Below are 12,753 nucleotides of genomic sequence, written 5' to 3' on the forward strand. Positions count from 1 at the left end.
ACTTGGAAGCAACAAAAAACCTCTACTATATTCAACTGACTACATTGTCTCATTTGGTGTCATCTCACTCGACTTCGCCATGATGAACACAATTAGTAACGTTATATAACGATAATGGATTCATTTATCGCGGAGGATTTTCATGCGAAACTCGATTAAAAAGGTAATGGCATTGGTCGGTACATTAGCTGCGTCCACAGCCTTTGCTGCCGATAAGCCCAACATCCTTGTGTTCTGGGGTGACGATGTAGGTGTATACAATATTAGTGCGTATCACAATGGTATGATGGGAGGGAAGACTCCTAACATTGATAAAATCGCCAATGAAGGTGCCATTTTCACAGACGCTTACGCACAACAGAGTTGTACTGCCGGACGAGCCTCATTTATTCTGGGTCAACATCCGTTTCGTACCGGTCTATTGACTATTGGTATGCCCGGCGCAAAAGAGGGTATTCAATCGAAAGATCCTACTATCGCAGAGTTACTTAAAAATCACGGCTATGTGTCTGGTCAGTTTGGTAAAAACCACCTTGGTGATCAAGATGAGCACCTACCAACTAACCATGGGTTTGATGAGTTCTTTGGTAACCTATACCATTTAAACGCGGAAGAAGAGCCTGAGTCTGAGTTTTATCCAAAAGATCCAGAGTTTCGTAAAAAATTCGGACCTCGAGGCGTGTTGAAGGCGACTGCGGATGGCAAAATCGAGGACACAGGTCCCCTTACTCGTAAGCGTATGGAAAACGTAGACCGAGAGTTCATGGATGCTAGCTTGGCCTTTATGGAAAAAGCAGTAAAAGAAGACAAACCATTCTTTATTTGGCATAACTCAACCCGTATGCACGTTTGGACACATTTGAGTGAAGAATATCAAGGGAAGTCAGGTTACGGCTTATACGCCGATGGCATGATGGACCTAGATGATCAAGTAGGTGTGATGCTTGATAAACTTGAAGAGCTAGGCGTAGCAGATAACACCATTGTTGTTTTTAGTACCGATAATGGCGCTGAGAAATTTACCTGGCCAGATGGTGGTACTACACCGTTCAAGGGCGAAAAAGGTACGACTTGGGAAGGCGGATTCCGCGTTCCGATGATGGTACGCTGGCCTGGAAACATTAAACCAGGAACGGTTATCAACGATATCTTTTCACAAGAAGACTGGATGCCAACTCTACTCGCAGCTGTGGGCGAACCAGATGTGAAAGAAAAACTATTGAAGGGTCATAAAGCAGCGGGCAAAACCTTTAAAGCACATTTAGATGGCTACAACCAACTTGATCTGCTGACTGGTAAAGCTGATGAAGGCGCACGCAAAGAAATCTTTTACTTCGATGCTGGTGGTAATTTAAACGCCGTTCGTTATAAAGACTGGAAGATCCACTTCAGTATTATGGAGGGTGCCATTAATGAGGCATACCGCAAAACACCGAGTTGGCCTTTGATTGTAAACCTTCGTATGGATCCATTCGAGGTCGGTCCAGATGCAGCACTTTACGTCAGACATTTTTACGCTGATCAAATGTGGATGTTCGTTCCTGCTCAAGCTATCGTGCGTAAGTTCCTAGAGACATTTAAGGAGTTCCCTGCAACGAAAGGTAGCTCGTTAAGTATTGAAAAAGTGGTAGAAACAATGACACAGCAACCTAGAAACTAGACCCTAGGTATCGAAGCTACTGTGGAGTTAACTAAGGCCTCAATTGTGAGGCCTTTTATTTCGTTGCAATTGTTTGGTTGCAGCAAGTTATGGTCAAACAAAGATTATCATTTAGTGCTCTCTTTAAACACTTGATTCCAATCTTGTTTCATATCGACAAATAGCCAACCTTGCTCTTCACCTACTTTAAACGATTTATCTAACTTACCAACATGAGAATCTTTATCATACGCCCATTCGCGCTTGTCATCCGTGTGATGGATAATCGCAGAAAATCTTGGATCTGAACCTGCTTTCGTCCACTCTAACATCTGTAAATCACCATCAGAATTACCAAACGCCATGACCGGACGTTTGCCAATGAAGTTTTGGATCGTCACAGGCTTTACTGCTTTGTCATTGACGAAGTCTATTTCCGGCATGCGTTGGATGGTAGGTTTTCCATCAACACTTTGATATTCCGCCTTTAACGTCGTTCCCACGATGTTTTGCGTTGGAATGCCGTATACTTCCGGCGCCCAAACGCGCATAAATTCAATTCCGCCTCCAGAAACGATGTAGGTCTGATAGTCGTTCGCTCTTAAATAGTCGAGCAGTTCGAGCATAGGTTGATAGACCATTTCAGTGTATGGTCTACCCGTTGTTGGATGGACAGCCGTTTTCAACCATTCCTTAACTTCTTGATGAAACTGTTCAGTAGACATTCCAGAATGGGTTGCCATAACAAGCTTCATTACACCTTCGAGTCCTTGTTTACCAATCCCCTCCATGTCACCTTTTAATGCGGAAGCAAAGGGTTCGGTTGTCTTCCAATCAGGATGCTCAGAGGCCATTTCTTTTACTCTATCGATCGCAAAAAACAACTGTAGATAAACAGGCTTTTCTGCCCAAAGTGTTCCATCATTATCAAACGTCGCGATTCGTTGGCTTTCAGGAACATAGGAATCCGAACCTTGGGTCGTTGTTTTCGTAACAAACGCCATAATAGCTTGCTTAGCGTCAGTGTTGTTCCATGACGGAAGTGGATCTTGCATATCAGCAGCAACAGCGTAACTAGACAGAGCAAAACCTGTTGCTAAGACAATCGTCTTTAACTTTATAGCCATCTTAATTCCTTATATTGAGGTGCTAGGTGCGAATCCAATCAAAAGTATAGTTCAATTGAAACAGGCGCATATTGAACTGACATATCCAACGGTCACCAAAGAGTGACACCGTCACAAAATTGGTTCACTATTTTATTGAAATAGGAACATGGAATTTACCGATTAGAGTTTAAATTCATTGGCTTCAACTGATGTAGAGGCACTTTTACGTCCCTTTTTCTGATTGAGCTCTTCAATAACATAGTCGGGAGCGACCTTCGTTAGCTCTGTTAAACAGTCATCCGTTTTAGGGTTGCCGTATCTGACATAGATGTCACACACGGCATACAATTGTTCTGGAGCACCGGATATCAAATACGCTTGCTCAAAAGCGTTGACAGACTTCTTCAAGTCTAACTCTTCTTGCAGAACACCACTTAAATACCAAAAGTAACTGTTCGTCTTTGCCATCGTCGCAGCTTTGTCTATTTCAAACGCCGCTTCTTTCTTTTTGTCTAATCTAACCAAAGCGAGAGATTTAGAATAATGCAGCGAGGCATCTTCTGAATTTAGCTTGATACCCTCGTCAAGCACGTTGATAGCTTTTTGGTCTAGCTGTTGCGCTCGGAAGTTGTCTGCGTAGCTTAACCAAACTTGAGGGTTGTTTGGCTCAAGCTTAGTTAACTCTGGGTATATCAGCGCCGCTTTATCCCAATCACGATGCCAACGGTAAACGTCTGCAAGTAATAACTTGGAAACATTATCGTTCTTACTGGACAAGTGTGCTGTCAGCTCTGAAACAGGCCCCTCAAGTGACTGCTGTTGCTCCGAACTCAAATTGGCGTAATCTCGAACGAGGTTAATCGCTGCTGTAATTCGCACCATGGCGGCGTCATCACTCAATAATGGTGAAATCAAACGCCAACGGTGCTCAATCATATATGGCTGTGCTCCCACGATCGCAGCTTCGCGAATACCTGCATCTTCATCCTGCAACCCACGCGCAACTGCAACCAATGCATTTTGGCTTGGATAGTTGGCTAACTCACGTAAAGCATCAATACGTTTTTCTGAAGACAACTTTTTATTTTGCGCATCATAAGACAGCTTTTCGACTCGTTGCGCCGGTGTCATTTGAGCTTCTTGTGGAGTGACAACCGTTGTCGGCGATATCTGGTCTGGGTCTAGCAATGTTGTTTCTTGTGCCACTGCTGTTTGACTCGCAGCAATGCCGATCGAGATCACGAGTAATGATTTAGAGAGCAGCTTAATTTTTTGCATTCAATAACCTATATTCTTTCATTTCCGGGCCTGTAGCAGGCGTAGTGACTATCTTAAAACTTCGTTTCAAACACAGTCTGTGTTTGAGTAGCTTGCTGGTGTAGAGTCTGGTCACTGTATTTACCGTGAACCACTGGGTTACCTGTCGCTCGTAAGATGTACGCCATCGACTGATCAACATGGGTAAAAAACTTCTTCCAACCCGCGCAGAGATAATTAAGACCAGGCTCACCTTGCCTAGTACGGATAAAACGGTTTTTGGGACATTCTCCAAAACATGCAAATTGATAATCACATTGAAGGCACTGTTGGGGCAGCGTACGACTTTTAGCAAACCCAAATTTCTGCTGCTCAGAGCTATAAGCGAGCGTATCGAGCTTTTCGTGATGAATGTTTCCAACCTTATATTCTGGGTACACGTAATGATCACACGCAAACACATCACCATTAGGCTCCATTGCTAAGCCCTTCCCGCAGATTTCACCTAACGTACACAGTGGGTTTTTTCTGCCCATCCAGGTTTCGATACTGGCTTCAAAGTACTGCACAAACACGTTGCCGATATCGTGTAAAACCCATTCATTGAAAATCGCGATCAGAAAATTTCCCCATGCTTCATCCGCAACGCAAAAAGGCTCAACAACGGCATCTTTATGACCTGGGATCAACCGCTTATCTCCTTGCTTTAGTTGCTCGTTTGGCTCCCAAGTTTGAGGGGCGGTTGTTCTGAATGTTTTCTGCTCAACTATTGGAATAAACTGCATTTGAGGGGAGCGTACTTCATCTCGCAAGAATCGGTACACTTCAAGTGGGTTACGGCCGGTCAAGTTGTTAACACAAGTGAGCGTAGCAAACTTTACTTCGTGCTTATGTAATAATTCAACCGCATTCATAACTTGCCGGAATGTGCCTCTACCAGCTCGGTTTGTTCGGTAAGCGTTGTGCATCATTTCTGGGCCATCAATGCTTAAACCGACGAGAAAGTTGTTCGCCTTTAAAAACTCACACCATTCATCGTTAAGCAGTGTGCCATTAGTCTGGAGATCATTGGAGATCGTAATGCCATCGGGACGGTATTTATTCTGTAGCTCAACAATTGTCTTGAAATAATCCAAACCTAGCATTGTCGGCTCACCACCCTGCCAAGAGAAAATGATTTCAGGTGTATTCTGTCCCGCTATATATTGACGGATATAGGTCTCTAGCGTTTCCTCATCCATGACTGGTGAGCAGCCTGGCTTGTACTCAAGTAAATCTTGTTTGCTTAGGTAATAACAATAGGTGCAATCGATATTGCACACTGCACCGATAGGTTTCGCCATGACATGTAATCGCTTGGATGCTTTCCCATTGAACTGCGGACCTTGAGTTATGTGCATTCATCACCTTCTTAGTTGCTAGCCTGCGCCCAACGGCGTTAAGACTAATCATTAAGTTAATCGCCTAGTGTGATGATAATGTTCAATTATTCGTGGCGCTTGTTATAGTGTGTATAACTGTTTTTCATAGACTTGCCTGATAAAATTCTTTGATCATAAATGTTGATGGAGCTCCCCTATGAAGCATTCCAAAAGTAATACTCTTTACCTTGGTGCCGCTATTTCGATTTCGCTAATTATGACTGGATGTGCAACAACACAACCTAGCCCTCTTGCTCAAAAAATCGATCAAGATATGGTTCTTATTGAAGGTGGACAATTTACGATGGGCTCGGATAATCCATCAGCAAATAAATCCGAGCGCCCGGCCCGCACCGTTCGCGTGGAAGATTTCTATTTGGCAAAATTTGAGGTAACCCAAGAGTTATTCGAATCGGTTACAGGCTCTTCTCTGAGTTATTTTAGAAACCCAAATACGCCCGTGAATAACATTAGCTGGCAACAAGCCAATTATTTTATAAAGAAATTGAATGAAAAAACGGGAGAGCACTATCGTTTACCCACAGAAGCAGAATGGGAGTTTGCAGCGAAAGGGGGGAATCTAAGTCAAGGATTCACTTACGCGGGGTCTGATGATATTAACGACGTTGCCTGGTATGCCAATAACTCAAACAATAAAGCACACAAGGTAGGTCAGAAAAAACCGAATGAGCTTGGCTTATACGATATGACGGGTAATGTTGGTGAGTTTGTTATTGATGCCTTTGATGAAGGCTATTACAAATCGGCACCAAGTGATAATCCGGTAAACGCAAAAGATGAAAAAGAAAGCCTGGCACACAAGTCTGTACGAGGTGGTAGCTTTGCCTATGATGCTGACGAATCCGAAAACTATCGTCGCGATTTTGCTAGCCAGTCAGTCATCATGTCCGACATGGGGCTGAGATTAGCGAAAGACGCTGATTAAACTAAGTAAGAAAAAGTGGAGCGATAAAAGCTCCACTTTTGGTAATTAGCTCCTATTGACCCCAACAATAGAGGCTTTAAGCTGATCAATAGCTTGCTTAGGTGCATAGTGACTAAGCTCTTGTATGCACCTATCGAAAGCAAAAGCGACAGCACCTTTTTTATGATTTCTCGCTAGAACCTCGCATTGAGCAAACAAGTGTTGTGGATTGCCACCGACTTCAAATGCTGTATGCAACGCTTTACTGGCTTCTAGAACATCGCTTTTTTCTAAAGCTAGACCGTACACGTACCAATAATGCGCATTAGTTTCACCAACTTCTGCGGCGCGTCTAAGTCGCTTTTTCGCATCATCGGCTTTGCCTTGACGTAACAAAGAAAGACCTGCGCTGTATGGTAATGTGCTGGATTTAGGTTGAGCTTTCATCCCTTGTTGTAGCACCGTGAGCGCAGCTTCTTCTTTACCTAGGTGACGATACAAATCTGCTAGGTTAACGTAGCTATTTTCGAAATAGGGTTCGATGCTGATCGCTTGTTTATACAGCTCGGCCGCTTTGTCGATTTCACCTAAGCTGCGGTACACATTCGCCAAATTGGTTCTTCCGAAACCACGATCGGCATTAAACTCTTGAATTTCCATGTACTCTTCTAAGGGCAATTTAATGATATCTTTTTGTAAAGGGGTCATTTGTTCGTAGTTCGCTACCAGCACCGAGGCAGCTTCCGCTCTCACTGAAAGCACCGGGTCACCAAGCAATGGCTCTAGAATCCGCCACCGATCATGAAATTCATAACCAGACGAGCCTGAAATTGCCCCTAATCGAACCATTTCATTCTCATTCTTAACGGCCCTAGCCAAAGATACTGTTGTATTTTGGTCAGTGTTGCCCCCCATTCTCTCCAGGGCTGAGGCGCGAATAATGTCTTTTAAAGACGAATCCTGAGCAGAGTATGCCAACGCATTTGCTGCTCCTTGATGACCAATTGAATCCGCATAAAATGCGACAGCAAAATGTTGTTGATTACGATACTTCGAATTCGGGTACCATTCTGCTATCTGTTCATCGGCCCATTGATTGCTTTTATCTTCATGGCATGACATGCAAACATTGGGCGTTCCAATGTGTTTGCTCAAATCCGGTCGTGGAATATGCCAACTGTGGTCTCTACGAGGATCGACTTGCATGTAAGTCGTTTCTGGCATGTGACAAGTCGTACATTGCGATGCTTCAGATCCAGCCTTATGAAAGGTATGCTTTTCAGGTGTATATTCCGATGCAATATGGCATTGCGAACATACTGCCTCTTCTGGGATCGTTAACTCTGCCGTGTGTGGATCATGGCAATTAGTGCACGTGACCCCCTTCTCCGCCATTTCAGATTGAAGAAACGAACCATAAACATAATCTTCGTCGTAAATCTGTCCATCATGATAGTAGAGTTCAGGTGTTATAAGACTTAAGCGATATTTATCAAAAAAAGAACCTTTAACATGATCACCTGTTTCATTTAACTGGGTTCGGCGACTATGGCATTGAGCGCATGTTTGCACTTGATTGGTTGCTTCAATTGATTTCGGCTGTAACGTACTATGGCCTTCCTCAAACACCCAATCCGACACTGCTTTAGACAAATTTCGATCAAAGCCATAATGGCTGTCATGCTCAAAAGAAGTGCCAGCATTTTTGTATTTCTTGGCCAGTTCTATGTGCTGACTAGCGGGACCATGGCATGCTTCGCATCCCACATTAATCTCTGACCATGAGCTGTTGTAAGTGTTTTTGTCAGCGTCGTAATTCTTCTTTAGGTTCGTTGAATGGCAATCAGCACACATGAAGTTCCAATTTTGCCCGGTATTGGTCCAATAGAATTCATCCGTTGTTGTCGTTTCTGGATAAAGATGAAACCAACGCTGTCCCCCTTCAACTTTAGCTCTTGTGTCCCAAGCAAAAGGAATAAGCTGCACGCGGCCATCTTCAAACTCGACCATGTACTGCTGTAGTGGCTCCCAGCCAAATGTATAGCTGATCTTATAGTCATGCCATTGCCCGTCAGAGCCTTGAATGTTGACCCAATATTCGCCGCCTTTTTTAAAAAAACGATTAGGCATTCCTTTGTGCGTTACAACATGGTTATCAAAATCACCACGTACAGAGGTTGTACTTGCATGCTTCATGGCCATATCGTGATGTGACCCTTTCCAAGCCTCCACCTCGTTTTGGTGGCACTCTGCACAAGCTTGTGTGCCAGCATATTCTGGATTTAAGCCTGAAGGAATATTTGGTTTCTCTGTGAATAACTCTTGAGAAAAAGCCATAAAACTGACAACAACGTTGACCAGCAATAAAATGCGAAACCGGCCTGCCCACTGACTCATAGATATCCTTATATTTATAATGTACAACCTAAATCAATATAGACACTAAATCACTGGTTATACAAATAATTACAAGCAATACATAACGACTTTAGTATTGCTTTAGGACCGTAAAACAAGCGAGCATCCTATTGTTTTTCATTTCCATCCCCTCTTCTACTACGCAATAAAAATAAGGCTCTTCAGTGATCTAAATCTACTTTACGAATCTCTACAAACTAACAGGACAATCCTATTTCTTCTTAATTAACAAATAGTTACCACCCAGCAATAACTTATGGTTATATCGAGTATAAGAGGATTTTTCTATATACATCATTAACTTATGCAGCAACTAAGCATAAGGCTCACTTGTGCTTATCTTTACTCTCAACAATCTGGAGTTTTTATGGCAAATCAATTGAGCAAAATCGCTGTGGGCGCAGGACTGTTAGCGGCGTCCAGTGCTGCTATGGCAGCCGACAAACCGAATATTCTGGCAATTTTTGGTGACGATATCGGCTACTGGAATATCAGCGCATACAACCAAGGTATGATGAGTTACAAAACGCCAAACATCGACCGTATCGCGAATGAAGGTGCGTTGTTCACAGATCACTACGGACAACAGTCTTGTACTGCTGGTCGCGCTGCCTTTATTACGGGTGAAGAGCCATTTCGTACGGGTTTGTTAACAATTGGTATGCCAGGCTCTGACCACGGCATACCTGATTGGGCGCCAACCATTGCAGACCTGTTAAAAGAACAAGGTTACATGACGGGTCAATTTGGTAAAAACCACTTAGGTGACCAAGATAAGCACTTACCGACAAAACACGGCTTTGACGAATTCTTCGGTAACTTATATCACCTAAACGCAGAAGAAGAACCTGAAACTTATTACTACCCTAAAGACCCAGAGTTTCGTAAAAACTATGGCCCTCGTGGTGTCATTAAGTCTTATGCCGACGGTAAGATTGAAGACACTGGCCCGATGACACGAAAACGTATGGAGCACGCAGATGAAGAGTTCCTAGAGAGCTCTTTGGCATTTATGGAAAAAGCAGTTAAGGCGGATAAACCCTTCTTTATTTGGCATAACGCCACTCGTATGCACGTTTGGACTCGCTTGCAGGAAAAATACCAAGGTAAATCAGGCGTAAGCATTTATGCCGATGGTATGCTGGAACACGATGATCATGTAGGTGTTTTACTCGACAAGCTGGATGAGCTAGGTGTTGCAGACAACACTATCGTTATCTACTCAACGGACAACGGCGCAGAAACCATGACTTGGCCAGATGGTGGCGCAACACCATTCCATGGTGAAAAAGGTACAACTTGGGAAGGCGGTATGCGTGTTCCTCAACTGGTTCGTTGGCCAGGCGTAATTAAGCCAGGAACCAAGATCAATGAAATGATGGCACACCAAGACTGGTTGCCTACATTATTGGCAGCTGCTGGCGTACCTGATGTAAAAGAAAAACTGGCAGAAGGCTACAAAGCAAATGGCAAAGAGTGGCGTGTACATTTAGATGGTTATAACTTCATGCCATACTTTGAAGGTAAGGAAGAAAAAGGCCCTCGTGAGTCGCTGCTTTACTTTACGTCTAATGGTGAATTAAACGCTGTCCGCTGGAATGACTGGAAACTTCACTTTGCAACGCTTGAAGGGAACCTAAGTAACGCAGTTCGTTTTGCTCCGAACTGGCCTAAAATCATCCACCTACGCGCTGACCCATTCGAAAAAGGCCCAAGCGAATCACAAATGTACTTGCGTTGGATGGCTGACAACATGTGGCTATTTGTACCTGTACAAGACGTTGTGGGAGAGTTCTTTAAAACACTTCCAGAATACCCAATGCAACGTGGCACAGCGATGAACCCTGCTTCACTAAACTACGACTCTCTAAAAATGCAAGAGAAGCTGCAACAACTAGACAAAGTTGAACAAGAAATCAGCAAGTTTAAGTAAACTAAGTTAACGTCAATTAATCAGTAACATAGGAACTTACTTAAATCGCCTGTTTAGCCTATACAAAGTGGGCATTGTGAGTACAAACTGAAAAACAAAAAAAGGAGAGCTAACCTGCTCTCCTTTGTATTTTAACCGTGGATAAACTAAGCCACATTAACCGATTTAGCTAAACTGCTACTTTGGAAAAACTCATCATGCAATGCGCAAATCGCGTGCTGGTATTCCTTATCACCGACAACAAATTGAACATTTACATTTCTCAATGATGAGTGCAGTGCAACTGGCGTAACGCCATTATTCATCAATGCAAGCACACCTTTCGCCAACGTCTTATTGGTATCAATTTGAGAACCGATGGCTGAGATAAGCGCGACCATACGGCCTTTAATCGAGGCATTCGGATAACGTTTCTCTGCTTTGTACAATACTTTGTTTAAGCTATCAGTACTGCCACCTAGATAGTAAGTAATAGAGTTCGCGTTCATCTCTTTACCAACCAAACTTACACGAGCATCGGAGATGATTTCCATCAATTCGTAACTAACGTTATCGGCTTTTCCTACCATTGCTTGGTCAAACAAATGCAGTGCAAATACTTTTTCTTTACCTGCGATGATCTCGACTTTGTCTTCTTCCGGACGATAGCTTGAAGAGATCAAAGTACCTTCGTGTTCAGGTTCGAATGTATTTTTAATCTGTAGCTCAATACCACTTTCACGTAAACCCGCAGCGGCATTTGGGTGAATAGCTTCCATGCCAAGGTTGGCAAGTTGGTCTGCTACGTCATAGTTTGTACTACCAATTGGTAATACTTTTTCAGGGCCAACAACGCGTGGGTCTGCTGAGCTCAAGTGGTACTCTTTGTGAATTACTGCTAAATCCGCTTTTGTTATTGCTGCAATTCGGCTAAATGTCATCTCACTATAACCTCGGTCATAAGTGTGCATTAGGCCCTCTTTACAGTAAGCATAACCTGTCACGATTGGCAGTTCTTTTGATACATCGATATCAGCAAACGCGTCACTGATCGACTCATCAAGGCTTCTTGGCGCTTGATTATCCCAACCAGACAGGTCAACGAACTTAGCGTTAATACCCATATTTTTTAGTTTTAGTGCTGTGTTGTAAGCACTATGTGCCTCACCGATAGACGAGAGAAACTCTCGAATTTGAGGCAAGTACTGGCGCAACGAAAATTGACCGTACTGACAGGTTTCTAAAATATTCGCGATACAGTTTTTCGCTTCAGCAATGCGGGAGCGAATGAATTTATCCGCACGGATACGATTCATTGGGTCCGCAAAAATATTTTCATTGGTCAGCAACATACGGCTTTCAACGTACGCTAACGCTTCTTCCCATTTGTCGTCGCGTTTCGCGATAAGCTGATAAACGCCTGGTTTACTGGTTTTTTTACACTCGAGCAGCGCATCGGTCATACCACCGTATGCAGATACGACAAAAATACGATTGTATGGTGTTTTGGGACGAAGAATAATATTGTCGAGAACAGCATCAAATGCTGTCATTGATGTACCGCCGATTTTTTCTACGGTAAATGTCATGATAAGCCTTTTTTGATTGGTAACTTTAAAAAGAAAAAAGAAGAGATAGTAAAGTGTGGGGTGGCAAAGCACCCCACCATCATCTTTTAGTCAACGAGAGGATAAACACCGTTTTCATCGTGCACTTCAGCGCCAGTAATCGGTGGGTTAAACACACACGCCATTACCATTTCTTTATTCTTATAAGCTCTCAAGTAGTGCTCATCGTGTTTATCAAGGATGTATAATGTACCTGGTTTGATTGGGTACGTTTCTCCACCTACAACTTCAATCTCACCTTCACCACTCATACAAAACACCGATTCAAGGTGGTTTTGATAGTGAATATGAGTTTCTTTATCTTCATAAATCGTTGTGATGTGGAAAGAGAAACCCATGTTGTCGTCTTTCAACAACATGCGGACACTTTCCCAGTTATCTGAAACAACACGTCGTTCGCTGTTGCGGCATTCATCTAGAGTTCTGACGATCATAATTAAAATC

At 43.2% G+C, this 12,753-nt stretch carries 9 protein-coding genes; 3 read left to right on the top strand and 6 right to left on the bottom strand.

Features of this window, described 5'->3' with window-relative positions:
• Positions 1–142: 142 nt before the first annotated feature.
• Entirely contained in the window at positions 143–1,660 is a 1,518-nt protein-coding gene (locus tag R7Q48_RS15025; RefSeq protein ID WP_005377761.1) for an arylsulfatase, read from the top strand.
• A gap of 107 nt (positions 1,661–1,767) precedes the next feature.
• Here the strand turns inward: R7Q48_RS15025 and R7Q48_RS15030 are convergent, their stop codons facing one another.
• From R7Q48_RS15030 to R7Q48_RS15040, 3 genes are all read right to left on the bottom strand, one after another.
• Positions 1,768–2,766 carry an HAD family hydrolase gene (locus R7Q48_RS15030; RefSeq protein ID WP_318132352.1) on the bottom strand — a complete coding sequence of 333 codons (999 nt, stop codon included), beginning with the start codon at positions 2,764–2,766 and terminating at the stop codon, positions 1,768–1,770.
• A 162-nt stretch (positions 2,767–2,928) separates the two neighbouring features.
• Complete coding sequence (locus R7Q48_RS15035) at positions 2,929–4,026, bottom strand: hypothetical protein (protein WP_318132353.1); 1,098 nt, start codon at positions 4,024–4,026, stop codon at positions 2,929–2,931.
• 53 nt (positions 4,027–4,079) lie between these two features.
• On the bottom strand, positions 4,080–5,405 hold the full coding sequence (locus R7Q48_RS15040; RefSeq protein ID WP_318132354.1) for an anaerobic sulfatase maturase: 1,326 nt from the start codon (positions 5,403–5,405) through the stop codon (positions 4,080–4,082).
• A gap of 238 nt (positions 5,406–5,643) precedes the next feature.
• Between R7Q48_RS15040 and R7Q48_RS15045 the strand changes: the two genes are divergently transcribed.
• Positions 5,644–6,372 carry a formylglycine-generating enzyme family protein gene (locus R7Q48_RS15045; RefSeq protein WP_395210269.1) on the top strand — a complete coding sequence of 243 codons (729 nt, stop codon included), beginning with the start codon at positions 5,644–5,646 and terminating at the stop codon, positions 6,370–6,372.
• Positions 6,373–6,417: 45 nt separating this feature from the next.
• Here the strand turns inward: R7Q48_RS15045 and R7Q48_RS15050 are convergent, their stop codons facing one another.
• Complete coding sequence (locus R7Q48_RS15050; RefSeq protein ID WP_318132355.1) at positions 6,418–8,748, bottom strand: tetratricopeptide repeat protein; 2,331 nt, start codon at positions 8,746–8,748, stop codon at positions 6,418–6,420.
• 388 nt (positions 8,749–9,136) lie between these two features.
• Between R7Q48_RS15050 and R7Q48_RS15055 the strand changes: the two genes are divergently transcribed.
• On the top strand, positions 9,137–10,702 hold the full coding sequence (locus R7Q48_RS15055) for an arylsulfatase (protein WP_005377767.1): 1,566 nt from the start codon (positions 9,137–9,139) through the stop codon (positions 10,700–10,702).
• A gap of 146 nt (positions 10,703–10,848) precedes the next feature.
• Here the strand turns inward: R7Q48_RS15055 and R7Q48_RS15060 are convergent, their stop codons facing one another.
• Together R7Q48_RS15060 and R7Q48_RS15065 are read right to left on the bottom strand one after the other, a co-directional pair.
• Positions 10,849–12,270, bottom strand: coding sequence for an aspartate kinase (locus R7Q48_RS15060; RefSeq protein WP_005377768.1), 1,422 nt, complete (start codon positions 12,268–12,270; stop codon positions 10,849–10,851).
• An 86-nt stretch (positions 12,271–12,356) separates the two neighbouring features.
• A complete protein-coding gene (locus R7Q48_RS15065) occupies positions 12,357–12,743 on the bottom strand; it encodes an ectoine synthase (RefSeq protein ID WP_256902888.1) in 387 nt (128 codons plus the stop codon).
• Positions 12,744–12,753 lie beyond the last annotated feature (10 nt).

The sequence above is a fragment of the Vibrio sp. 378 genome, assembly GCF_033339435.1.

Bases quoted from the DNA above. Each gene is read 5' to 3' on its own strand.
- R7Q48_RS15025 (WP_005377761.1), top strand. From the start codon at position 143: ATGCGAAACTCGATTAAAAAGGTAATGGCATTGGTCGGTACATTAGCT.
- R7Q48_RS15030 (WP_318132352.1), bottom strand. From the start codon at position 2,766: ATGGCTATAAAGTTAAAGACGATTGTCTTAGCAACAGGTTTTGCTCTG.
- R7Q48_RS15035 (WP_318132353.1), bottom strand. From the start codon at position 4,026: ATGCAAAAAATTAAGCTGCTCTCTAAATCATTACTCGTGATCTCGATC.
- R7Q48_RS15040 (WP_318132354.1), bottom strand. From the start codon at position 5,405: ATGCACATAACTCAAGGTCCGCAGTTCAATGGGAAAGCATCCAAGCGA.
- R7Q48_RS15045 (WP_395210269.1), top strand. From the start codon at position 5,644: ATGACTGGATGTGCAACAACACAACCTAGCCCTCTTGCTCAAAAAATC.
- R7Q48_RS15050 (WP_318132355.1), bottom strand. From the start codon at position 8,748: ATGAGTCAGTGGGCAGGCCGGTTTCGCATTTTATTGCTGGTCAACGTT.
- R7Q48_RS15055 (WP_005377767.1), top strand. From the start codon at position 9,137: ATGGCAAATCAATTGAGCAAAATCGCTGTGGGCGCAGGACTGTTAGCG.
- R7Q48_RS15060 (WP_005377768.1), bottom strand. From the start codon at position 12,270: ATGACATTTACCGTAGAAAAAATCGGCGGTACATCAATGACAGCATTT.
- R7Q48_RS15065 (WP_256902888.1), bottom strand. From the start codon at position 12,743: ATGATCGTCAGAACTCTAGATGAATGCCGCAACAGCGAACGACGTGTT.